Genomic DNA, 22925 nt, shown 5'->3' with positions numbered 1-22925 from the left:
CTTTTACTTTTATTTTCCTCAATGTTAATAGGCATTTCTTTTATTATCTCAACTGGTAAATTACGGTTTCTCCATATATTTGAGCGATTGTCCCGCATAGTAAGCCAATGCTTCTTTAAGTGAGCGGTTGGTAATAATTTTACTGACTTTATGGATGCTGATGGAAAGATTTCTGAAAAAATGAACTAGGCTAATATTATATGTCATATTCTGTAGTTTGCACTATCTCTTTTAGCACAAAGTAACTTTCCAATACTCCAATATTTTCAATTTTTGAAAGCTTTAGTCGTATAAATTCGTGATAAGCATCAAGGCTTTCTAAATTTATTTTTAAAAAGAAATCCACTTTTCCTGCCATATGGTAGCATTCTTGAACTTCCTTTAATGCTTTAATTTGACGATCAAATTTATCAATAAATCCTTCGTTATGAAATCTCAATGACACTATGCAAATGGCTGTAATATGTTGATCAGGTTTTTATTAATTAAAGCAACATATTTTTTTATATATCCTTTTCTTTCCAGTTGTTTAATACGTTCGTATACGGGCGAAGTAGTTAGATTAAGTAATTCGGCAATTAGAACAGATATCGGTCAAAACTTCTTATAATATTTCAGGAATGACCTTTACACCAGAACAGCTGCATGAATCTATTCAAAAAATATACCCCGAATTTGAAATTGTATATAAGTCAGATTTTAGACAAAACATTGCTAATTCATGGGCAAATAGTATTGATGACTCCCCAGCGAGAAATGATTGGAATTGGAAGCCTAAATATGACATTAGTTCCATGACATTAGACATGATTAAAAATTTAGAAGATAAATATCGTAAAATTCAAAATACTTAGGATATATGTACGGATTAATCAAAAACGAATTGTTAAATGAGATAGCGGCTGTTAAAATTGATGGTTTATTCAAAAAAGGAAAGAGTAATAACCTCTAAGCAAAGGTGCTTCTTTTATGACAACTACAGGAAAAAAAGTTTTAAATTTTTGTGCTAATAATTACTTAGGAATATCTGCAAATGAAGCATTTATTGACGCAGCTATGGCGACTTTGAAAAGTCATGAATTTGGGCTCTCTTCTGTTCGGTTTATTTGTGGAACTCAAGATATTCATAAAGAATTGGAACAGTAAACAGCTAGTTTTTTTAGTAATGGAAGATGCTATTTTATATACTGCAGCTTTTGATGCAAATGGAAATATTCACACCATGATAGAACAAAAGCAAAAGGCATTGAGCTAATATACTTTCCTACTATGTGAAATGGAGACAATATTTATCAAGGCCTTTTTGTCATGCTTTTAAAACAACTATATTAGCTACTGATTAGCAACTATTTAACATCCTAATTATTTATTAATCAAGATGTTAATTAAATATTTTTTTAATTTTACGTCTTAAACTTACTAATATTAAACTAATGATTGATTTATTAGAGTTTGAAAATGGAAATGGAGTCAAGGGACGCAAAGTTGATAATTTACGAAAAATTATACGCTATCTTTCGCGACATAAAGAACCATTAACAATTCCCGAAATAGCGAGTTTTATTGATGTCAGTATACCTATTTGTACCTCCTTAATAAAAGAATTGGTAAATCAAAAACAGGTAATCAAACAAGGGAAAAAGTCTTCTGAAAATGGGCGAAAACCTTTTACTTATTGCCTAATTAAAAATAACTTTAATGTTGTAGGTGTTGAAATCCTTTCTAAATTTATTCAGTTAAGCATTTTTAATATAGAATTAGATGTTATATATACCTCTATAGATAGAAATTTTACGTTGTCAAATGATAAAGAAGGCTTAAACAATATTTCAAGTTTTATAGAAAAATCCTTACTAGATTCTGGTATTAATAAAAATAATATTATCGGCATTGGTATTGGTATTCAAGAAGTTGTAAAGAATTTCGATCGTACATTGTCTAGCTATTTTCTTGAAGATGTTATTTTACTTAAAGATCATTTAGAGTCCAATTTAAACCTTGCTGTAATTGTGGATATGGATACTAGAACCATTGGAGTAGCTGAGCAAATACTTGGTAAAGCAAAGGGTGTTGACAATGTTCTAGTGGTTAAAGTAAGTAGGGCTTTAGGTTTAAGTATTATTTCTGATAGACATATAATTAAAGGTAGTCATGGAGTTGCTGGGAGGATCAATCATATTCATTTCAAAAAAGGAAAGAGACTTTGTGATTGCGGTAAAACAGGTTGCTTAGGTACTGAGATCGGTGGGAATGCATTATTGAATGATCTTAAATCTGCTGTTATTGATGGACAAGTTTCTATTTATTTTAACAAGCCAAATTTATCTGATTATAAATATCATGATATACTTGATGCTGTTTTAAAAGGGGATGAACTTTCGGTAAAATTAATTCAAGAGCAAGGGCTTAAGTTAGGGAAAGCCTTAGGTAATATTATTAATCTTTTAGATCCAGAATTAGTAATAATTGGTGGAGAATATGTTATGGTAAAAGATTTCTTTATAGACCCTATTAAAATGGGCATAATTAAAACGCGCCAAGTTAATAAAACAGAGCGGTGCGAAGTTATTTCTTCAACACTAGGTCGATACTTGGGCGCTAAAGCAGGAGCATGCATGTTGCTCAAAGCCTGTGAGATGATCGATTTCTAATCCTTATAATTCCGTAAAGCTCTTCTCCAGGAGCTCTTTCTCTATGACATTGCAGTTTAATTCTTGATTTTTTTTTTGCATATATGTCTTGTTTCATAATTTTTAGTTAATAAATTATTTTATAAACTATTAGGTATATTATAAAATAATTTATATGTTTGATTTTTATTGTAAGTTTAGTGTGTTGATTTATACGTACATAAGACTTAAAAATAATTAAGTAACAAATCTATTTTATAATTATGAGTAACATTAAAAAAGCAAAGAAGTGGAAGTACTCCTTATACGGAAAGTATGTATTAAGCACGGGCATTCTTTTGTTATTTCTATTAAGTTCGGGATTGTATGCTGAATCAAAATTAATAGAAAAACCAATAACAGGAACTGTGGTAGATGATATTACAAATCAACCAATAGCCGGAGCCCTTGTAATTGTAAAAGGAACTCAAAAAGGAGCTGTTACGGATTTTGATGGTAAATTTACTCTTTCAGCTCCAGTTGGTGCTACTACATTAATTGTAAGTTATTTGGGTTACAGCAGCAAAGAAGTGGATGTTGGGGACGGTACGAATTTAATTATTAGATTAAGTGAAGATGCATCTACATTAGATCAGGTTATAATTACTGCTTTGGGTGTCACAAAATCTAAAGAAAAAGTATCTTATGCTGCTCAAACATTGAAAGCTGAAACAATAAACCAATCCAGAATTGGTGATATTTCGCAGCAGTTATCTGGTCAAGTATCTGGTTTGTCTGTAAGAACCAACAATGGGTCGGCTGTCTCTTCTTCAAGGATTGTACTAAGAGGGGAAACTTCTTTAAATCCAAATAAAAATCAACCTTTAATTGTTATTGATGGAGTTTTAATTTCTAACACCTATATAGGTATTGGCAGTAACCCTGTATCAAGCGATTTACCAGTTGATTATGGAAACAGTTTAAATGATCTTAATCCTGATGATTATGCTACTATTACCGTTTTAAAAGGACCAAAAGCAGCTGCATTGTATGGGGAGAGAGGTACAAATGGTGCCTTAATAATTACTACAAAATCTGGAAAAAATACAGAAGGTGTAGGTGTAAGCTATACCACAGGGGTTAGTATAGATAAAGTTAATAGATTTTGGGATGAGCAATACGAGTATGGTGGTGGTGGCCCTTTGGGTGCTGATTTTAACCAATACAGAAGCAACTGGGGAGGAAACTTTGGCCCGCGCACAGATGGGCAATTAATCGCCCAAGGAACCCCAAATAATCCTAATCCGGAACCTACCCCATTTTTACAAAGAGCAGATAGAGAGGGTTTTTTTGAAACAGGTGTTTCATATAATAATAATTTGTCATTTTCATTTGCTGATGATAAATCATATGGACGAGTTTCTTTAGGAAGAATTTCCAAAGAAGGTATTGTACCAAACACAGATTATAATAAAACCAATGTTGGAATAAGACTAGGTTCTAATTTAACTGAAAAGCTCACAATTGATTTGTCTGCAAATTATGTTAACAGCAATTCGGGCAATGTTCCAGATATAGGATACAATAGTGGAGGTCTTATGTATAGTATGCTTTGGGTAATGAAAAATTTTAGTCTTGATGATTATAGAGATTATTGGTTGCCAAATCAGGAAAACCAGGAACAAAATTATTTTTTAAACTGGGGAACAAACCCTTATCTTATTGTAAATGAAAATTTAAACGGATTTAAGCATAACAGAATATTTGGTAATTTTAAAACAAACTACGAGTTCAATGATAATCTTTCTGCTTTCGTTAGAATTGGTTTAGATACTTATGAAGATAGAAGGCAATCTAGAAGAGCATCGGGGCAGCCTGCTTTTAGAGATGGAATGTACAGAGAGCAAGATGTGCGTTTACAAGAGTTGAATTTGGACATGTTAGCAACTTACACTAAAGATATAACTGATAAATTTAACTTAGAGGTAAATGCAGGAGCAAGCATCTATGAACAAATTATTTCAAATAAAATAGCGCAAACAAATAGTTTAGCAATACCGGGTATTTATAGTCTCGGTAATGCCGCAGATAAACCTGCACTTACGCAGGTTGATACCAAGAAAAAACTAAATAGTGTATATGGCACGGTTGAATTGGGTTATGATCAAAAAATATTTTTTGATGTTACTGGGAGAAATGATTGGTCTTCAACTTTGCCTAGGGGAAATCAAAGTTTTTTCTATCCATCGGTTGGCCTTAGTGGAGTAATTTCAAAAATGGCCAAGTTACCAGACTTTATTTCGTATTTAAAATTGAGAACAAGCTATGCACAAACAGGTAATAGTACAGATCCAGGTGTCATAAATAATTCCTATAATCTAGGAATAATACCAGGTTCTGTTACAAACCCTATTGTAGTTACGGACCAAAGTCTTAAGAGTGAAAAAACAGACGCTTTAGAATTTGGTGTTGAATTGAGACTACTTCATAATAGATTAAATTTCGAAATAGATTTTTATGACTACTCCACTACAAATCAAATACTTACTGCGCCAATTAGTCAAAGTTCAGGGGTGAGTTTTAGAAGATTCAACGCTGGTGAGATTAATAGTAAAGGGATTGAAGTTTTGTTAACCGCAAAACCAATAGTTTCAAAAGCCTTTAACTGGGTATCCACTTTTAACTTTGCTAAAAGTAAATCTGAAGTGGTTAGCCTTGCTGATGGAATTGAAACATTAATTATTGCATCAGGTCCAAATGGGGCAACAATTGAGGCGAGGCCAGGTGGGAGAATGGGTGATATTTATGGAAGGGGATACGAGAGAGATCCCCAAGGAAATATTATTTTACAAAATATAGGAGGTCTTATGAGACCTAAAATTGGTAAAGATATAAAGAAAGTTGGAAACTATAATCCAGATTGGACCTTGGGTATGACTAACAATTTTCAATACAAGAATCTTAATTTAAATATATTTTTAGATTACAGAAATGGTGGAGATTTTTACTCGTTAACGGGGTCTCAGCTCTACAGATCAGGTTCTATCACCGAAACACTTCCATATAGAACAGAAAACTTTGTGCCTAATGGGGTTGTTGATAATGGGAACGGTTCGTTTACACAAAACACACAGACTACTTCTGGATATGATTGGTATAGATCCAATTGGGATGCATCAAACATTGAAGCTAATACCTATGATTCTACATTTTTAAAATTAAGAGAAATCTCATTAGGAATAGACTTAAAACCATACTTTGAAAATTCACTTTTTGAAAAAATAAGTTTTTCTCTTTTTGGTAGAAACTTGGCTACGTGGACAAAAGATGATTTTGTAAGGCACTTTGATCCAGAGGTATTAAGTTTTACCGGAAGTTCTTTTGTGCCTGGCTTTGAAATTGGTCAACTACCTGGAGCAGCAACTTATGGTTTTAACCTTAACGTGTCATTTTAATCTAAAAAAAAATCATGATGAAAAATATATATAAAATCAAATTAATAATATTGAGTTTGCTTTTTTTTACCTCTTGTACAGACGGTTTTGAAGATATGAATGTTGATTCAAATTTACCAACAGAAGCCAATTCTGGAACACTATTACCAAGTTCAATTTTTGGGCCTTTAAATCCCCATTTAAATGTTCAAATGAAGTTAACAGATCAAATAATGCAGTATAAAGTCTATAGAAATGAAAATGAATTAGATGCTTACGACTTTGCTTCTGGCATAGATTTATTTAGCAAATTTTGGTCTGCTGCATATAAAGGAATGAGAGATAGTAATGAATCTATTGCTTATGGACAAGCCAACGGGCTAAATGCATATGTTGGTGCTGGAAAAACTTTAAATGCTTTTTATTTGGCTTCACTAACCGAGTTGTGGATCGATGTTCCTTATTCTCAAGCTTTAAAAGGGTTGGATAATGTGCAGCCAGTATATGATAAACAGCAAGATATTTACCCGCAGGTATTAAACCTATTAGAAGAAGCAAATACCGCTTTTGATAGTGATACAGAAGGTTTTGTTTTAGGTGGAGATATACTTTTTGAGGGCGATGTATTGAAATGGAGAAAAATGGCAAACTCGTTACGATTACGCTATTTATTAAGGCTTTCAAACAATGGATCCATTGATGCAGCCAATCAAATAAAAACAATTGTTTCTGATCCTTCAACATATCCAATTATTGCAAGTAATGCAGAAGCTGCTATTTATGACTTTACTGGTGTTGCACCAAATACTTCTGATTTCTCACTACTTTCCGCTTTAGGAGGATTAAGTCCTTCGGAAAGATTTGTTAGTATGTTAGATGGCGTAAATCCAACAGATGATGCAGATGACGATCCGCGATTGGCATTTTTTGCGGACAAACCAATTGATCCGAGTGTGTCTTCCGGTCCATTTGTAGGAGTTGAAAGCGGTACAACTAGAGAAGTAGCACAAGGGACAGGTGGAAATGCAGAGTTATTCGCTTCTCAGTTCACCACAAAGTTCCAAGACAATAAAGGGTTATTAGATTTCGTATTCATAAGCTATGCAGAAGTACAATTTATTTTAGCTGAGGCAAGATTAAATAACTGGATCTCTACTTCTACAGCTAAAAGTTATTATGATAATGGAATTGCCGCTAATCTAGCATATTGGAATTTAGCGATGCCAGAAAATTTTTTAACAAGACCAGATGTGGCATGGGATGGTACTTTACCTAATTTAATAAATCAAAAATGGAAAGCCATGTTCTTTAACAACACACTATCAATGTGGGGTACTCATAAAAGAACAGGGCTTCCAAACCTAGTTCCAGGATCTTTAGCAACTACATTTACGGATGGTTTAGTGCCGACAAGGGTGTTTTACCCAACTTTAGAGCAATCTGTGAATTCTTCTAATTACCAAGCAGCAGCATCAAACATTGGCGGTGATATAATTACTGCTAAGCATTGGTATCAGAATTAATACATTTTTGAATTAGTTTGTGTTGAAATTAACCAGAAACATAGAAAATGTTTTTGGTTAATCAACCCTTAGATAATTTGTAAATCCTAAAATTATTATCTCTTCTTGTGGCTGAAAAATTAATAATGATACCAGGAACTCTTTGTGATGATTCTCTTTTTAAATATCAAAAAAAAGACTTAACAGATGTAGCAGATTGCTATGTCGCAAGTACTTGCAGTTCCAATAGTTTAAAACAGGTCGCTAAAAATATATTAAATACGTATTCGGGCGATTTATCCATAATGGGGCTATCGTACGGAGGTATTATTGCTTTTGAATTACTTAGGCAAGCACCTGATAGAATTAAAAAGTTAATCCTGTTAGATACAAATTACAAAAAACCATCGGAACAAACCAAGATTAATCTACAACGTTTTGTAGGGATGGCTTATTTAGGAGAATTTAAAGAGGTTACCTCTAATATTTTAATAGATGCTATGTTACATCCAAAAAATGCTCAAAAAAAAGAATTGAGAGACACTATTTTAGACATGGCGATTAATGTAGGTATTGATGGTTTTTTTAATCAAGTTAAAGCGCAATTAGGAAGACCAGATAGTACAAAGGATTTACAAAACATAAAATGTCCTACGTTAATAATAACAGGCAGAGAAGATACTATCTGTCCAGTACAATTACACGAAGAAATGGCAGATGCCATCCCTATTTCAGCGTTGAAAATTATCGAAGAATGTGGGCATTTAAGTACACTAGAACAACCTCGTTCAGTTAATAAAGCAATAATTGATTGGTGGAATAAAAATTAAATATTATGCGTCAAAATAAACTAAAAAAATTATTAAAATCCAATAATACAGTAGCGTGTGGTTGGTTGCATATACCAAACTCCTGGAGTGCTGAAGTTATGGCAAATGCTGGCTGGGATTGTGTAGCTGTAGATATGCAGCACGGGTTGCAAAGCATAGAAACGGCTATACAAATGATGCAGGGCATATCAACAACAGAAACTGTGCCTCTTGCTAGAGCAAATTGGAATAGTCCTGGAGAAATCATGAGACTATTAGACGGGGGTGCTTATGGCATTATTTGCCCGATGATCAACAACAAAGAAGAATGTGAATCTTTTGTAGGGGCTTGTAAATACCCTCCATTAGGCTATAGAAGTTTTGGGCCAACAAGAGCAAGAGTTTATGCAGGAATGGATTATGGTGATTATGCGAATGATGAAATTCTCACCTTCGCAATGGTAGAAACCGTTCAAGCCTTAGAAAATATTAATGAGATATGCTCAGTTGAAGGATTATACGGCATTTTTATTGGCTCAGGAGATTTAAAATTGTCGATAAAAGCAACTACCAAAAATGACACTACAGGCTTTTTTGACCAAGCAATAGATACTGTATTAAAAGAATGCCAGCAACGTAATTTAGTAGCAGGAATTTGGTGCGCAACCATAGAAGATGCTAAAAAAATGATTGAAAAAGGGTTTAAGTTTATAGCTCTTAAATCTGATAGCATGATGCTAACCGAGTATGCGAAAGAGCAAACCGTTGCTTTAAAAAATATTTTTACAAACTAAAAACTGAAGATTTGACGACACAAATGATATATATAGAAACTGAACAATTGAAAAGAGATGGCTTACAACAAAATCTACCAGGGTTTGAAAGTAAGTATCATAATATTGTTGATTATATATTAAAGATAACGGAAGATATCTGGGAAAAAAAAGACGTAGAAGTAATTAATGAAACCTATGAAAAAGACATATTAATTCATACAGGAGCAAGAAAAATAAACGGTGTAGAAAAAGTAATTGGGGGCACAAATGATACACTTTCCTCTTTCCCAGATAGAAAGATGCAAGGAGAAGCTGTGATTTGGTCAACAGATAATAATGGAGACTTCTATTCCTCACACCGTATTTTATCTACCGCTACAAACCAAGGTAGTACTGTTTATGGAATGTCTACAGGTAAAAAAATCAGCTTTAGAACCATTGCAGATTGTAAAATTGCCAACAATAAAATATATGAAGAATGGCTCGTAAGAGATAATCTATACATTTTGCTACAACTCGGTTTTGACCCTGTAGAAATGGCCAAAAAAGATGTGACTTATAAAGAGAATCCCATGTCAATATCCGTTAACTCACCTATAGAAATGGAAGCACAAAATATATCATTTCCAGAAGGTTTAGTGTATTCTTTAATTACTAATGTTTGGAAAAATAAAGCATTAGCTGAGATAGAAAACTATTTTTCAGAAAACAGCACACTTCATGCAATATGTAATCAGGATGTTCGTGGTGTTAATAATATAGAAGAATATATACAATCTATTTTAAATTCTTTTAAAGAAGTAACTATAAATGTTGATCGCATTACATCAAATAGAAAAGGCAATTCAACTGAAATTGCAGCACGTTGGTACATTAGAGGAAGATCAACAAAATCTGGGATTTTTGGGATAGATTCAGCGGATGAGGTTTTCGTTCCAATAATAAGTCATTATAATATTGAAAACGGGAAAATTACAGATGAATGGATGGTTTATGATGGCTTTGATGCACTATGTCAACTTTATAATTAAAACAAAACGAAGAAAACTTATCTACAAACTTTGTAAATATATCAGAAGGAAATCATGCATGTCATTTTTGATACCTTATAAAGGACTTCAAACATATGGGTGATGGTTGGCTTGGATTAAAACTATCTCATAAATCGTTTACTATAAGGGTTATGGATTTTTGGAGAAGAGAAGATAATAATTCAAAGAGAATTGGGTAATGATAGATCCACTTGAACAATTTAACATTGATGTATTTCAATTACTAAAAAGAGAAATAAATAAAAATTAATGACTGCAGATTTAGAACATAAGAAAACGGCAAATAAAATCCTAATCACCTCCTTTTTTAAGGAAATGAATAAAACAAAAATCGCTGACGTTAATAATGTTTTAGAAACATATTTTGACGAAAACGTTATTGTAAATATTACAAGTCCTTTTGAAGAATTAACTGGTATTAAAGAATTCAACAATAGTTTTTGGACTCCTTTATTAAATTCATTTACAGCTATAGAAAATCACCCTTATATTCTTCTTGGTGGAGATTATGAAGAACGAAGTTATGTCAGTTGTACAGGAAATTTTATAGGCACTTTTACAAAAGATTGGTTAGGTATTCCGGCCAATCAACAACCAACATGGTTGCGTTATGCTGTTCATTTTATGATGGAAGATAAAAAGATTATAAAAGCCTGGTTTTTCTTTGATATGCTTGATGTTATAAGGCAAGCTGGATTTAATCTTTTCCCTAACAAGGGTGTGGAATTGATTCCTCCTGCACCAATGACAGGAGATGGTATCATAAATTATAATACGGACCCAATTGAAGACAAAAAAACAATTGATTTAACCAATGCAATGTTAAATGGATTAGGAAGCTATGATGGAAAAACATTAAATTCTATGGGGCAAGAACGATTTTGGGATGTGGAAAATATGATGTGGTACGGTCCATCTGGGATTGGTACAACAAGAGGCTTAAAGGGCTTTCAAAAAAATCACCAAATCCCTTTTATAACCGCTTTTCCAGACAGAGGGATTACCATAAAGAAAGAGGAGGATTATTTTACACAAATTGCAGAAGGTAACTATTCCTGTGATTTTGGATTTCCTGCAATGTATGGATCGCATAATGGCGATGGTTGGTTAGGTTTAAAAGCAACTGGGAAGAAAATAACATTACGAGTAGTAGATTATTGGAGGCGAGAAGATGACAGATTAAGGGAAAATTGGGTTTTCATTGATATGCCTCATGTTTTAAAGCAGTTAGGGATTGATGTTTTTGAACTATTAAATAAAGAAAAACAAAACAATAATTAAATTTTAAAAGAGATGCTCAAAGAAAGATTAATTCGATATGAAGATTTAATACCTTGTAAAGCGGCATTCATAGATGCCAAAACACCAGGTAGTAATCTAAAAGATAATTACAGTATTATTGGTGGAGGTGTGTCAGAAAGCACTCATCAAAAAGTGAATCTCTCAGAAAAACATGGCTTTTGTATTGGTGCAGCTGGACAACCGCCACGAGTTAAAAACTCGCCACATTCTCATTTTACAGCAGAAGTTTTTATGGTATATAGCAGTCACTGGCGCTTCTATTGGAATAATGATGAAAAAAGCGAGATTATCTTGCATCCAGGAGATATTATTTCATTACCAACAAATATGTTTAGAGGCTTTGAAAACGTGGGGGATGAGTATGGAATGATATTTTCGATTCTAGGTCATGATGATGCTGGTGGCGGTGTTGTTTGGTTGCCAAGAGTTATTGAAGAAGCTAAAGACTATGGTTTGGTACTTTTAGAAAATGGAAAATTAGTTGATACCACTATTGGAGAGAAAGTTCCAGAAGGATTAGAACGTATGCCAGCTTTATCAGAAAACGAATTAAAAACTTTTGACCAATATACCATAGAGCAAATGAAAGAGCATGTAGGTTTTGTTGGCACTTACAAAGAGTCTACCTATAAGCATTTTGCAAATCAAACTCCAAATACGTTAAGATGGATAGATGTTTTAGGACCGCAAGATAGTCGTGACCATCAATTTTCAGCTAATCCAGGAGATCCTAATGGAGATGGATTTAATGTCTATGGATTACAAAGTGATAGTTCTGGAAGAACAGGTAAATACAGTCGTAATGAGGTTGAAGTCATGTTGGTCCACCGTGGTGAATTCGAAATATCCTGTTCGCATAATGGGGAAGAAATAAGTGCCACCCTAAAAAATGGTGATATTTTTACTTTCCCAAAAGGAGCAATAAGGAGTATTAAGGCTAAAACCTATGGATTTGCATATTTTGTTGTAGGTGAAGATTACCCTAAAGCACCAAAATTGGTTTCATGAAAAAACACACTACATACAGTTGTAATATAAGCAAACAATCACTATTGATGTGTTTGCTTATATTCTCTTGTTGTGTTTTTGCTTGTAAAAAAGAAGCAAAGGTTAAGATAGAGAAAGAGATAATTAACAAAGTAGCACCTATTTCAATAAAAGGATTGCAAGAGCGCTCATACATTTCAGAAATGAGCTTTGAGAAAAACCTAGAAGATTCTGATAACTATAAATCTAAACTTATATCTTATTTGTCCGATAACCTTAAAGTATATGCTTTGGTTACAATTCCAAAATCAGAAAAACCTAAAAAAGGGTTTCCCATATTAATTTTTGGGCATGGATTTCATCCTGAACCTGAAAAATATGGTTTAAGCACAAAAACAGGTAAAGATTGGCGACCAGGAGACTATTATCGAGGGATTCCAGAAACCTATGCTGAAAATGGGTTTTTGGTGATTACACCAGATTATAGAGGACACAATATTTCTGAAGGTTTTGAATACACCCAGACAAGTTACTTGGCAAGCACTTTTTATGCAATAGATGTATTAAACCTTATTTCTGCATTAAACCAGTTAGAAGAAGGTAATACAGACCATGTATTTTATTTAGGTCATTCTATGGGAGGAGATGTAGGATTAAAAACACTACTAGTCTCAAAGCAAATTAAAGCAGCTAGTATTTGGGCAGGAGTTTCAGCATCTACAATAGAGCAGGCATTGTACTATGGCAAATATTATGATAAAAATAATAGTAAAATAACCAATGAATCCATTCAAAATTATAAAAGCAAATTAAATGAAGTTATAAGTAATTTAGATTTTGAATATGATATAAACTCTGGAGATGCCATTAATTATATAGAAGATATAGAAGCCCCTTTAATTTTACATCATGCACAATGGGAAACATCGGTTCCTTACCAATGGTCAGTAGCATTAGCATCAAAATTATTTACACATAATAAAAAGTTTGAGTTCTATACTTATAATAGTAAAAACCATCTTTTTAAAGATGAAAATAGAGTTATGGCAATTCAAAGAGATTTAGATTTTTTTAATAAAATAATAACAACAAAAATCAATAAAAATGGCAGTTAAATATATTAAAAAGGGAATGGCAGCAGATGAATCTGCAGCAAACCAATTAAAAACAAGACAGATAGTAGAAAGTATTCTATCTGATGTAGAACAAAGAGGCGATGAAGCTATACGTGAGTTATCATCTAAATTTGATAAATGGAGCCCAAAATCGTTTCGACTTTCGGAAAATGAGATTGATGAAATAATTTCAACTATTCCTAAAGAAATAATTGAAGATATTAAATGGGCTCAAGCGCAGGTTCGTCGCTTTGCTCAAATACAAAAATCTGCTTTAAGAGATGTGGAAATTGAGACTCTGCCGGGAGTAATTTTAGGGCACAAGAATGTTCCTGTAAATAGCGTTGGTTGTTATGTTCCAGGAGGAAAATATGCTATGGTAGCATCTGCGCATATGAGTGTACTTACAGCCAAAGTTGCTGGAGTAAAAAGGATTATTGCCTGCACACCACCTGATCCAAAAACAGGTTTTCCACCGGCTGAAACAGTGGCAGCTATGCATTTAGGAGGAGCAGATGACATTTATATTCTAGGAGGAGTACAAGCATTGGGAGCTATGGCTTATGGTCTTGTAGGTATGCAGCAAGTTGATATGATTGTAGGTCCTGGGAATCAATATGTAGCTGAAGCAAAAAAACAATTGTTTGGTCGTGTTGGTATTGATCTATTAGCAGGTCCTACAGAAACTTTAGTTATTGCCGATGATACTACCGATGCAGAAATGGTAGTTACCGATCTTTTAGGGCAAGCAGAGCACGGCCCAAATTCTCCTGCTATCTTATTAACGAATAGTGAAGCATTGGCAATGCAAATTGAAGATGAAGTCAAGAAACAACTAGCAGTATTGCCAACAGCTGATTTGGCAAGTAAATCATGGGATGATTACGGCGAAATCATTTTAGTGGATAGCTATGAAGAAATGGTTCAAGTGGCAGATGATATTGCTAGTGAGCATGTTCAAGTCAACACAAAAGACCCTGAGTATTTTAAAGATAACATGACAAATTATGGGGCCCTATTTTTGGGAAATAGAACCAATGTTGCTTATGGAGACAAAGCTATTGGCACCAATCACACATTACCCACTCAAAAGTCAGCACGTTTTACAGGAGGATTATGGGTAGGTAAGTTTATTAAAACTTGCACCTATCAAAAAATAACAACAGATGAAGCAAGTGTTTTAGTAGGGGGTTACTGTTCTCGTCTATGTGAAATTGAAGGTTTTGCAGGCCATAAAAAACAAGCAGATATCCGAATTGAAAGATATAGTAAGTAAATTACTAGCTATCATTTAAAAATTAAAGCTGATTATATCAATTTAAAATACTGTGTATGGACAAGCTAGGAGGCTTGAACTGGTCAATTATTATTATCTATCTTTTAGCAAATTTATTACTAGGATTTGTTTTATTGAAAAAAGTTACTTCAGCTAACGATTTTTATATTGGACAAAAAACTACACCTTGGTGGGCTATAGGTATTTCTGTTTTAGCAACATACGTGAGCGCTATGACTTTTTTAGGTGCTCCTGCCTGGTCTTATAAATCAGGATTATCCGTTATTGCAATTCATCTTAATTATCCACTAGTTATTATTATAGTGATGTCTCTCTTTGTTCCGTTTTTTATGCAAACGGGTGTTGTTTCTATTTATGAATATCAAGAGAAGCGTTTTGGTAATGCCTCAAGAGTAGTAATTTCAGTAATATTTATGCTTACTCAATTACTATCTTCTGCGGCTGTTTTATACGGGGGCGCACTTGTTATTGGGTATATAACGGGTATAGATGTTATTGTAAGTATAATTATAGTATCTATTGTTACGTTGATTTACACGTCCTTAGGCGGTATAACTGCTGTTATTTGGACAGATGTGTTGCAATCGGGAATTTTCCTTGCTGGAGGGATTATCGTACTTGTTATACTCATAAATCAACTCCCGGAATCTTTAATTGATACCCTTTCTATTCTAAAAGAAAAAGGTAAAGTTAACCCCATAAATTTAAGTACAGATCCTACGGTAGATACAACTATTTGGGCCGGTATTATAGCCATGACGGTATATCACGTAACGATTTATGGCGCTAACCAAATGATGATGCAAAGAACTTTGGGTGCGAAGAATATTGGTGATGCAAAGAAATCTTTGGCTTTAATGGGTTTTGGAGCATTTTTCATTTACTTTTTATTCATATTTATAGGTGTTCTTTTTTACCAATACTATCAAGGAAGAGTATTTGATAATGATAATACAATTATGCTAGAATTCGCTGAAAAACAAGGGTTTCCTGGTTTTATAGGAATTATAGCTGCGGCAGTACTATCAGCAACTATGTCTAGTTTGTCATCTGCGTTAAATTCTTTCTCAACAATTTCAACAAATGGATTTTACGAGAAGTATTATAGGCCTAACGAAACACCACAACATTATCTAAAGGTAGCACGAATTTCAACTGTTTTTTGGGCTATTATAATCATTATACCTGCTATTGCTTTCTCTAGTACTACGGGTTCAATATTAGAACTCTTAACTAAGATTGGTTCTTATTTTGTAGGAGCTAAATTAAGCATGTATGTCTTAGGGTTTTATTCTAAACAAACCACCGAAAAAGGACTTTTGGTTGGTGTTGGTGTTGGTTTTATTGTACTGTTATTTGTACAACAATTCACAGATATAGCATGGACATGGTATGCAGTTATTGGTGCTTTAGTTAATGTTTTTGTTTCAATCATTGCGAGTATTATCATCGATGGCAAACAAAAAGAATGGTCGCTATATTCAATACCTGGACAAAGAGCCCAGGCTAAATTAGAAAACAAACCAGCAAAAGAAAATGGTTGGTATGTTATTCCTGGTAAGCTAGACAAGGTAAGTTACTATTTGTTAGGATTCTTTGTTTTTACCATAGCATTTTTACTATTAATGGAAAATCTTATTAATTAAAAGTTTAAAATGAAATCAAAAAAAACAGCATTAGTAACAGGAGGAAGTGGGGGAATAGGCTCAGAAATTTGCTATCAATTAGCTGAGCACGGCTATCAAGTTATTGTTAATTATAATTCTAATAGTACCAAAGCGCACCAGATTTTAGCACGTTTAAAACCCGCTAATCATACTACTTTTAAAGCCTCTATCACCAATAGTCAGGAGCTGCAAGAAATGGTAAATTTTGTAACCACACAGTACGGGAAATTAGACGTTTTAGTTAATAATTCTGGCATAACAAAGCCAGTTCCACATGGCGATTTAGAGGGCTTAACAGATGAATGGATTGACCGTATTTTTCAAGTCAATGTGCGAGGTGCTTTTGCCTGTATTCGAGCCTTTTACCCACTTTTACAAAAAGGAGAAAATGCAATAATAGTTAATATTTCTTCTATTGCAGCACGAACTGGTGTGGGCAGCAATGTCGCTTATTGCGCCTCGAAAGCCGCCATGGATTCTATGACGCGTTCGCTTGGTCGTTCCTTAGCACCAGATGTGCGAGTTGTTTCACTAGCACCGGGCTGGGTAATGGGCGAATATGCTAAAACATTTTCAGAAGATTATATTCAAGAACAAAAAGACAAAACCCCCTTGGCACGCATCGCCGAAGCAGAAGATATCGCCAAAGCTTTAATTAGTATTATAGAAACGTTTACTTTTTCTACTGGCTGTGTTTTTCCAGTAGATGGCGGTCGACCGCTTTCATGATTACAAAAAAAAACAGCATTATGAGCAAATGTATTCATCATAAAAATAAGCAACTTATCCAACGTTTTAGAGATGCCTTATACGATTGTGACATTGCAACTTTAGAGGCACAGCTACAAACTGTTTTTGCAAAAGAGGCAATCATCCGTTTATCCTTTCCCTTTGAAACATTACAAGATGCCAAAGCACTTTTTCAAACCGCCTATTTACCTCTATTAACGGCTATTCCAGACCTAGAACGAAGAGATTTTATTTTTATAGCAGGGTCTTCTGAAAAGTGTGGTAACTGGGTAGGTTGTGGTGGTCATTATGTAGGTACTTTTCAGCAACCGTGGTTGGATATTCCTCCCACTCGGCACTTAGTTTTTATGCGTTATCACGAGTATTTTAAAATCGAAGATGAAAAAGTGGTAGAAATGCAGGCAATTTGGGATATCCCGCAAGTGATGATGCAAGCAAAGGTTTGGCCCATGACACCTAGTCTAGGACTTGAATGTGTTGTTCCTGCTCCAGCCACTCAAGACGGTTTGTCATACGAATTTAAAACAGCGGAACATGCTAAGACCAGCCTGAAGTTGGTTTTAGACATGCTGAACGGGATTAGTCGTAACAAAGAAGGTGAAGAAGCTATGGCATTAGATCAATATTGGCATCCAAAATTCAATTGGTACGGGCCTGCTGGTATTGGCGCTATGCGCGGAATTAGTGGATTTCGGAATTGGCATCAAATACCATTTTTGAAAGCAATGCCAAACCGAAATACTATAAAAGAAAATACATGCTTTTTTGCGGAGGGTGATTATGTCGCGGTAACGGGTTGGCCCAATATGCAAATGGTGATAGAGCAAGACGGCTGGCTGGGTATTGCTCCTTCGAATCAAAAAATAACCTTACGAAGTCTTGATTTTTGGCGTTGTGAAAATGGCGTGATTCGAGAAAACTGGGTCTTGATAGATATTTTATCTGTTTATCATCAAATAGGGGTTGATGTATTTTCTAGGATGAAGGAGTTGATTTAGCTGATACCTTTATTAATAGGTTCACATTTTATAATTATTCTAAAATATATTAATAATGGCAGATTTTCAAGAAATAAAACAGATTGTTAGAGATTATATAGCAGATTTTGACCGTGCAGCAGATGCAGAAATGGAAGCGGTACTACAGAAATATACTACCGAAAATTACCAATGGCGCGGTATGCATCCTTTTTATGAACAATACGGGGCTGAAGCTGTAGTAGAAACCTTTTGGAAACCTTTAAGGGAATCGTTTTCTCCTATACAAAGGAGAGAAGATATGTTTTTTGCAGGTGCCAATGATTGTGATAAAGGAGAAACACAATGGGTAGTAAGTGTGGGCAATCTATTAGGGTTGTTTGATAAAGATTGGTTAGGAATACCTCATACAGGGAAAATGATTTTTTTGCGTTATGCCGAATTTCATCGTGTTGAAGGAAATAAAATTGCTGAGACGGCCCTCTTTTGTGATGTATTAAGTGTCATGGATCAAGCTGGACATTATCCGCTTCCACAAATGACAGGAACTGCTTTTATTTATCCAGGTCCTCGTACTCATGATGGTATCCTTTTAGATCAACAAGATCCAAAAGAAGCTAAAAAGACTATAGAAGTACTCAATAAAATGATTGCTGATTTAGACAAAATTAACAAATCTAAAAATGATAAGTGCCCGCCAGAATTATTAGCAAGAACATGGAATGAAGATATGATATGGTATGGACCTACAGGGATAGGAGCCTCCTATACTATAGAGCGGTATCAAAAACAGCATCAGTATCCTTTTAGAGAGAATCTATCAGATAAAGTGTTTAATGGGCACATAGCTAGATTTGCAGAAGGCAATTATTGCGGTTTTTTTGGCTGGCCAAATTTAAATAATAAAAACAAAGGAGGATTTTTAGGACTCCCGAAAAGTGACGTTATAGCCGAAATGAGAATCGTTGATATTTATCGAAGAGAAAATGATAAACTGGCAGAAAACTGGGTATATATTGATATTTTGTACTACTTATATCAGCAAGGGCTTGATGTATTGGGAAGAATGAAAGAAATGAAAAGCAAATAACACCAAAATATTGGATTGAATGTTACCGGAAAACAAATATGTATGGTTTTCGGCAATTAAGGATGTAGTAAAAATGGAAAATAAGGATGTACGATTTTGAGTCCAATTTAGGTTAATTTTCTTTATTAGCAAATATGGTTTTGCGGTGTTCCCGATAGCTCTTACCGTTTAATTTTATGATCTCACAGCGGTGTAATATACGATCCGACAATGCTGTTAGGACATCATCCTTAAGCATATCGGCCCATTGTTGGGGGGATTTATTACTGGTAATAATCAGTGAGGTTCTATCGTGGAGTTCATTGATGAGATTGAAAAATGCTACCCCATCCTGCTGTGTCACAGGGAACATCGTAATATCATCAATGACCAGCAGGTGTGTGTGCGAGAATACGTTCGTATTGCGCTGCAGCAGTTCTTGTAACGTCCTTGAGCTTCAATGTTTTTTGTCAGCTTCTCCATGCTCTTGAAATAGACTCTGTAGCCTTTATCCACCGCATCAAAGCACATTCCGGCCGCGAGATACGTTTTTCCTACCCCGGATGGACCAAGTAAGATGATATTAATATTTTGCTCCAGCCATTGAAGTTCCCTTAGCTGGTTGAGATGTTGTTTCTCCAGACTATTGGAAACACTGAAGTCATACAAGTCCAGGTTGGAGCTCATTGGCAAGGGGGCTTGTACAATGCATCTATCCAGATTCTTTTTTCCTCGAGGAGCCACTTCCTTTTTCATAAGCCTGTTGATCAGTTCTAAATAGTTGGTGCTTTCCTTTTTAGCTTCTGCTATGGTAGTCTCCAGATGGGATGCCAGGGCAGTTAATTTCAACTGTTTACAATGTTGCTTGATTTGTGGATACACTGGAGCATGCTGACCCCCCTGAAGCCCACCTTATAGGCAGCTGCCGTTCTGGCGGATGCTGCCCCCCCTTAGAAAAAAGAAGATAGCTAAATTTTAGATTATTCCGGAGCATGTTGACCCCTCTGGATGATTTATTTGGGAGCATGTTGACCCCCCCCTTGGCTATTTTCTTTCTGGTTTTGGTTTATTTGGTGAATACCATCAAAAAGATAACTAATGGCTGGAAAACCAAAACCAATGAGTCAAGTAAAACAAATACTTCGCCTGCACCAACAGGGAAAAGGAAAGAAAACCATTGCCAAGGTCCTGTCGATCAGTAAAAATACCGTGAAAGATTATATTCAAAAAGCTACAGAAAGCAATCTCGTAATAGATGTTTTGTTGGCTTTGGAGGATCCTGTATTAGAGGGAAAATTATGTTCTGGAAACCCTGCCTACAAAGACGATCGCTACGATCAGCTCAAAGCTCAGTTGGATTATTTTAGCAAAGAACTTAAGAAAGTAGGTGTTAACCGCCAGGTGCTGTGGGAAGAATATAAAGCTGGCAACCCCAGTCCTTACAGCTACGGCCAGTTCTGTTACCATATTCAGCAATACCTGCGCAGTAGCAAACCATCCATGGTATTGGATCATAAACCGGGCGATAAACTGTATGTGGATTTTGCTGGGAAACTTTTATCCTATGTTGACAGGCAGACTGGAGAAGAGATTAAAGTTCAGGTTTTTGTGGCCTGCCTGCCGTATTCCGACTATTGCTTCGCGATGGCTGTACCCAGCCAAAAGATGGAAGATTTTATCTATGCCCTGGGTTGTTGCTTAAAGGAACTTGGCGGAGTACCTCAAACCCTGGTCCCGGATAATCTTAAAGCTGCCGTGATTAAAGCCGATCCCTATGAACCGGATATTAACCAGGCACTGGAGGATTTTGCCAATCATTTTGGGACTTCGGTGACCCCTGCACGCCCGAGAAAACCTCAGGATAAATCGTTGGTGGAAAACCAGGTGAAGCTTATCTATAGCCGGGTATACGCTAAACTTCGCAACCTTACTTTTTTTGATCTTCCTTCACTGAACCAGGCTATTGCCCAGAAAGTTAAAGATCATAACCAAACCCGTATGCAACAGAAAGAATACTGCAGGGAAGAAAAATTCCTGGCTGATGAGAAACATACCCTACAGCCTTTGCCTGCGGAGCCCTTCGAGATCAAGTACTATAGAGAGCATAAGGTGGCCAAGAACAATCATATCTATCTGGGTATGGATAAGCATTATTACAGTGTACCCTTCACCTATATCGGGATGAGAGTTAAGGTGATCTACACCCGATCCCTGGTAAAGATATACCACAAAGCAAATCTGATTGCCACACATCCCAGGAACCACCGGAAAGGCGGGTATACCACCCGCAAGGAACACCTGTGTTCTCATCATCAGTACTACAAAGAACGAAGTCCTACGTATTATCTGCAACGCGGCTATAATCATTCAGAGACCCTGTATCAGTATATGGAGGCCTTATTTAAACAAGATAAATATCCCGAGCAACTTTATAAAACCTGTGAAGGAGTCCTGAACCTGGCTCGAAAAACAAACCTCGAACCTTTTACCAAAGCCTGCGCCATAGCGCTGGAACATCAGAATTACTCTTACAAGTTCTTACAACAAGTCCTGGAAAACAGGATGACTGAATACCCCGAGGAGCCTGTAGTGAAATCCCTGCCACCCCATGGGAATATCCGGGGAGCATCATCTTATAAATAAGTAACCTAATAAATTAATACACCTATGAGTACCATTGAAAATCAATTAACACAGCTACGGCTTAATGGCATGCACAGCAGCTGGAAAGCCATGGTAGAAACCCGGCAGCACCACGAACTCTCCTTTGGGGAAGGCCTGGAAGTTTTATTGCAAGCGGAAGCAGAAGACCGAACCCACCGCCGGTTTGAACGCCTGAAAAAAAGTGCACAGTTCAGGTACCAGGCTAGCGTGGAGGAGCTGAGTCTGGATGCCTCTAGAGGGATCAATAAAACACAAATCACAGAACTCACCAGTGGTTCCTATCTTGAAAAAGGAGAATCCATCCTATTGACCGGCGCTACTGGTTGCGGAAAAAGTTTTTTAGCATCAGCCTTAGGACATCAAGCTTGTAGTCAGGGGCATAAAGTGCTATACTATAATACCCAAAAGTTAATGATGAAGACCAAAATGACCCGTATTGACGGAAGCTTCCTGAAATTCTTTGATAAGCTGGCAAAGGCAAACCTGTTGATCCTGGATGATTTTGGCCTGGCACACCTGGACAGAAAACAGCAAATGGATCTGATGGAAATTATTGAGGACCGCCATGGAAGATCATCCACTATTATTGCCAGCCAGCTCCCAGTGGCAAGCTGGTATGAAATAATTGGGGAAGCAAGCATCGCTGATGCAATTTTAGATCGATTAGTACATACCTCACATCGAATAGAATTGAAGGGAGAAAGTCTAAGAAAAAAACTGTAATATTGTCATTATCTTATCTTTTTGACCAAAATCCTTAGGGGGGTCAGTATGGCCTGAACGGGGGGGTCAGCATCACCGGAATATCCAATTTGTTCTGTTTAAGTCATAGTTGCATTATTGGTTAATGATATTTTCATAGTTCCGTATCACTTTTCTCCGGAATCTGGTGGGCTTTTTCTAAATTGTTTTTAT

The 22925-nt window shown here is 35.5% G+C and carries 22 protein-coding genes; 18 read left to right on the top strand and 4 right to left on the bottom strand.

Annotated elements, in window-relative coordinates:
* Window positions 1–196 precede the first annotated feature (196 nt).
* Window positions 197–439, bottom strand: coding sequence for an Lrp/AsnC ligand binding domain-containing protein (locus tag ACKGJN_RS11615; RefSeq protein ID WP_409539670.1), 243 nt, complete (start codon window positions 437–439; stop codon window positions 197–199).
* Window positions 440–444: 5 nt separating this feature from the next.
* On the bottom strand, window positions 445–579 hold the full coding sequence (locus tag ACKGJN_RS11610; RefSeq protein WP_409539869.1) for a winged helix-turn-helix transcriptional regulator: 135 nt from the start codon (window positions 577–579) through the stop codon (window positions 445–447).
* A 41-nt stretch (window positions 580–620) separates the two neighbouring features.
* Between ACKGJN_RS11610 and ACKGJN_RS11605 the strand changes: the two genes are divergently transcribed.
* From ACKGJN_RS11605 to ACKGJN_RS11530, 16 genes are all read left to right on the top strand, one after another.
* Window positions 621–854, top strand: a complete 234-nt coding sequence (locus tag ACKGJN_RS11605; protein ID WP_409539669.1) for a Rossmann-fold NAD(P)-binding domain-containing protein — start codon at window positions 621–623, stop codon at window positions 852–854.
* Window positions 855–969: 115 nt separating this feature from the next.
* Entirely contained in the window at window positions 970–1146 is a 177-nt protein-coding gene (locus tag ACKGJN_RS11600) for a hypothetical protein (RefSeq protein ID WP_409539668.1), read from the top strand.
* A 287-nt stretch (window positions 1147–1433) separates the two neighbouring features.
* Entirely contained in the window at window positions 1434–2651 is a 1218-nt protein-coding gene (locus ACKGJN_RS11595; RefSeq protein ID WP_409539667.1) for an ROK family protein, read from the top strand.
* A gap of 242 nt (window positions 2652–2893) precedes the next feature.
* Window positions 2894–6064 (top strand): SusC/RagA family TonB-linked outer membrane protein, encoded by a 3171-nt coding sequence (locus ACKGJN_RS11590; RefSeq protein ID WP_409539666.1) that lies wholly within the window; start codon window positions 2894–2896, stop codon window positions 6062–6064.
* Window positions 6065–6078: 14 nt separating this feature from the next.
* Complete coding sequence (locus ACKGJN_RS11585) at window positions 6079–7566, top strand: SusD/RagB family nutrient-binding outer membrane lipoprotein (protein ID WP_409539665.1); 1488 nt, start codon at window positions 6079–6081, stop codon at window positions 7564–7566.
* A gap of 107 nt (window positions 7567–7673) precedes the next feature.
* Window positions 7674–8375 carry an alpha/beta fold hydrolase gene (locus ACKGJN_RS11580; RefSeq protein WP_409539664.1) on the top strand — a complete coding sequence of 234 codons (702 nt, stop codon included), beginning with the start codon at window positions 7674–7676 and terminating at the stop codon, window positions 8373–8375.
* 5 nt (window positions 8376–8380) lie between these two features.
* A complete protein-coding gene (locus ACKGJN_RS11575; protein WP_409539663.1) occupies window positions 8381–9148 on the top strand; it encodes an HpcH/HpaI aldolase family protein in 768 nt (255 codons plus the stop codon).
* Window positions 9149–9159: 11 nt separating this feature from the next.
* Complete coding sequence (locus ACKGJN_RS11570; RefSeq protein ID WP_409539662.1) at window positions 9160–10161, top strand: nuclear transport factor 2 family protein; 1002 nt, start codon at window positions 9160–9162, stop codon at window positions 10159–10161.
* A 270-nt stretch (window positions 10162–10431) separates the two neighbouring features.
* Window positions 10432–11463 (top strand): nuclear transport factor 2 family protein, encoded by a 1032-nt coding sequence (locus tag ACKGJN_RS11565; RefSeq protein ID WP_409539661.1) that lies wholly within the window; start codon window positions 10432–10434, stop codon window positions 11461–11463.
* 12 nt (window positions 11464–11475) lie between these two features.
* Window positions 11476–12492, top strand: coding sequence for a cupin domain-containing protein (locus ACKGJN_RS11560; protein ID WP_409539660.1), 1017 nt, complete (start codon window positions 11476–11478; stop codon window positions 12490–12492).
* On the top strand, window positions 12489–13586 hold the full coding sequence (locus ACKGJN_RS11555) for an alpha/beta hydrolase family protein (RefSeq protein WP_409539659.1): 1098 nt from the start codon (window positions 12489–12491) through the stop codon (window positions 13584–13586). Before ACKGJN_RS11560 ends, ACKGJN_RS11555 begins: the two co-directional genes overlap by 4 nt.
* Entirely contained in the window at window positions 13576–14862 is a 1287-nt protein-coding gene (gene hisD, locus ACKGJN_RS11550; protein ID WP_409539658.1) for a histidinol dehydrogenase, read from the top strand. The genes ACKGJN_RS11555 and hisD overlap by 11 nt, the downstream gene beginning before the upstream one ends.
* Before the next feature lie 56 nt (window positions 14863–14918).
* On the top strand, window positions 14919–16529 hold the full coding sequence (locus ACKGJN_RS11545; RefSeq protein WP_409539657.1) for a sodium:solute symporter family transporter: 1611 nt from the start codon (window positions 14919–14921) through the stop codon (window positions 16527–16529).
* Window positions 16530–16538: 9 nt separating this feature from the next.
* Window positions 16539–17279, top strand: a complete 741-nt coding sequence (locus ACKGJN_RS11540) for an SDR family NAD(P)-dependent oxidoreductase (RefSeq protein ID WP_409539656.1) — start codon at window positions 16539–16541, stop codon at window positions 17277–17279.
* A gap of 20 nt (window positions 17280–17299) precedes the next feature.
* The gene (locus ACKGJN_RS11535) at window positions 17300–18298 is read left to right on the top strand and encodes an ester cyclase (protein WP_409539655.1); all 999 of its coding nucleotides are present in this window, start codon (window positions 17300–17302) and stop codon (window positions 18296–18298) included.
* Window positions 18299–18353: 55 nt separating this feature from the next.
* On the top strand, window positions 18354–19367 hold the full coding sequence (locus ACKGJN_RS11530; RefSeq protein ID WP_409539654.1) for a nuclear transport factor 2 family protein: 1014 nt from the start codon (window positions 18354–18356) through the stop codon (window positions 19365–19367).
* 112 nt (window positions 19368–19479) lie between these two features.
* On the opposite strand, the gene ACKGJN_RS11525 is transcribed toward ACKGJN_RS11530, so the two are convergent.
* Together ACKGJN_RS11525 and ACKGJN_RS11520 are read right to left on the bottom strand one after the other, a co-directional pair.
* Window positions 19480–19719, bottom strand: a complete 240-nt coding sequence (locus ACKGJN_RS11525; RefSeq protein ID WP_409539653.1) for an ATP-binding protein — start codon at window positions 19717–19719, stop codon at window positions 19480–19482.
* Window positions 19707–20195, bottom strand: coding sequence for an ATP-binding protein (locus ACKGJN_RS11520; RefSeq protein WP_409539651.1), 489 nt, complete (start codon window positions 20193–20195; stop codon window positions 19707–19709). The genes ACKGJN_RS11525 and ACKGJN_RS11520 overlap by 13 nt, the downstream gene beginning before the upstream one ends.
* Window positions 20196–20465: 270 nt before the next feature.
* Here ACKGJN_RS11520 and istA point away from each other — a divergent pair, with 270 nt between their 5' ends.
* On the top strand, window positions 20466–21989 hold the full coding sequence (gene istA / locus ACKGJN_RS11515; RefSeq protein WP_409539650.1) for an IS21 family transposase: 1524 nt from the start codon (window positions 20466–20468) through the stop codon (window positions 21987–21989).
* Window positions 21990–22013: 24 nt separating this feature from the next.
* Window positions 22014–22733 (top strand): IS21-like element helper ATPase IstB, encoded by a 720-nt coding sequence (gene istB / locus ACKGJN_RS11510; protein ID WP_093407962.1) that lies wholly within the window; start codon window positions 22014–22016, stop codon window positions 22731–22733.
* The last annotated feature ends 192 nt before the right edge of the window (window positions 22734–22925 follow it).

It is taken from the genome of Gillisia xinjiangensis (genome assembly GCF_046298265.1).
In the GTDB taxonomy this organism is placed as follows: domain Bacteria; phylum Bacteroidota; class Bacteroidia; order Flavobacteriales; family Flavobacteriaceae; genus Gillisia; species Gillisia xinjiangensis.
The sequence above is the reverse complement of the archived record's forward strand: the minus strand, read 5'-3'. Positions and strand labels throughout refer to the sequence as shown.

What these genes read in the sequence shown, in the direction of transcription:
- ACKGJN_RS11605 (WP_409539669.1), top strand. Translation starts at nt 621, where the DNA reads ATGACCTTTACACCAGAACAGCTGCATGAATCTATTCAAAAAATATAC.
- ACKGJN_RS11600 (WP_409539668.1), top strand. Translation starts at nt 970, where the DNA reads ATGACAACTACAGGAAAAAAAGTTTTAAATTTTTGTGCTAATAATTAC.
- ACKGJN_RS11595 (WP_409539667.1), top strand. Translation starts at nt 1,434, where the DNA reads ATGATTGATTTATTAGAGTTTGAAAATGGAAATGGAGTCAAGGGACGC.
- ACKGJN_RS11590 (WP_409539666.1), top strand. Translation starts at nt 2,894, where the DNA reads ATGAGTAACATTAAAAAAGCAAAGAAGTGGAAGTACTCCTTATACGGA.
- ACKGJN_RS11585 (WP_409539665.1), top strand. Translation starts at nt 6,079, where the DNA reads ATGATGAAAAATATATATAAAATCAAATTAATAATATTGAGTTTGCTT.
- ACKGJN_RS11575 (WP_409539663.1), top strand. Translation starts at nt 8,381, where the DNA reads ATGCGTCAAAATAAACTAAAAAAATTATTAAAATCCAATAATACAGTA.
- ACKGJN_RS11565 (WP_409539661.1), top strand. Translation starts at nt 10,432, where the DNA reads ATGACTGCAGATTTAGAACATAAGAAAACGGCAAATAAAATCCTAATC.
- ACKGJN_RS11560 (WP_409539660.1), top strand. Translation starts at nt 11,476, where the DNA reads ATGCTCAAAGAAAGATTAATTCGATATGAAGATTTAATACCTTGTAAA.
- ACKGJN_RS11555 (WP_409539659.1), top strand. Translation starts at nt 12,489, where the DNA reads ATGAAAAAACACACTACATACAGTTGTAATATAAGCAAACAATCACTA.
- hisD (WP_409539658.1), top strand. Translation starts at nt 13,576, where the DNA reads ATGGCAGTTAAATATATTAAAAAGGGAATGGCAGCAGATGAATCTGCA.
- ACKGJN_RS11545 (WP_409539657.1), top strand. Translation starts at nt 14,919, where the DNA reads ATGGACAAGCTAGGAGGCTTGAACTGGTCAATTATTATTATCTATCTT.
- ACKGJN_RS11540 (WP_409539656.1), top strand. Translation starts at nt 16,539, where the DNA reads ATGAAATCAAAAAAAACAGCATTAGTAACAGGAGGAAGTGGGGGAATA.
- ACKGJN_RS11535 (WP_409539655.1), top strand. Translation starts at nt 17,300, where the DNA reads ATGAGCAAATGTATTCATCATAAAAATAAGCAACTTATCCAACGTTTT.
- ACKGJN_RS11530 (WP_409539654.1), top strand. Translation starts at nt 18,354, where the DNA reads ATGGCAGATTTTCAAGAAATAAAACAGATTGTTAGAGATTATATAGCA.
- ACKGJN_RS11525 (WP_409539653.1), bottom strand. Translation starts at nt 19,719, where the DNA reads ATGTTCCCTGTGACACAGCAGGATGGGGTAGCATTTTTCAATCTCATC.
- istA (WP_409539650.1), top strand. Translation starts at nt 20,466, where the DNA reads ATGAGTCAAGTAAAACAAATACTTCGCCTGCACCAACAGGGAAAAGGA.
- istB (WP_093407962.1), top strand. Translation starts at nt 22,014, where the DNA reads ATGAGTACCATTGAAAATCAATTAACACAGCTACGGCTTAATGGCATG.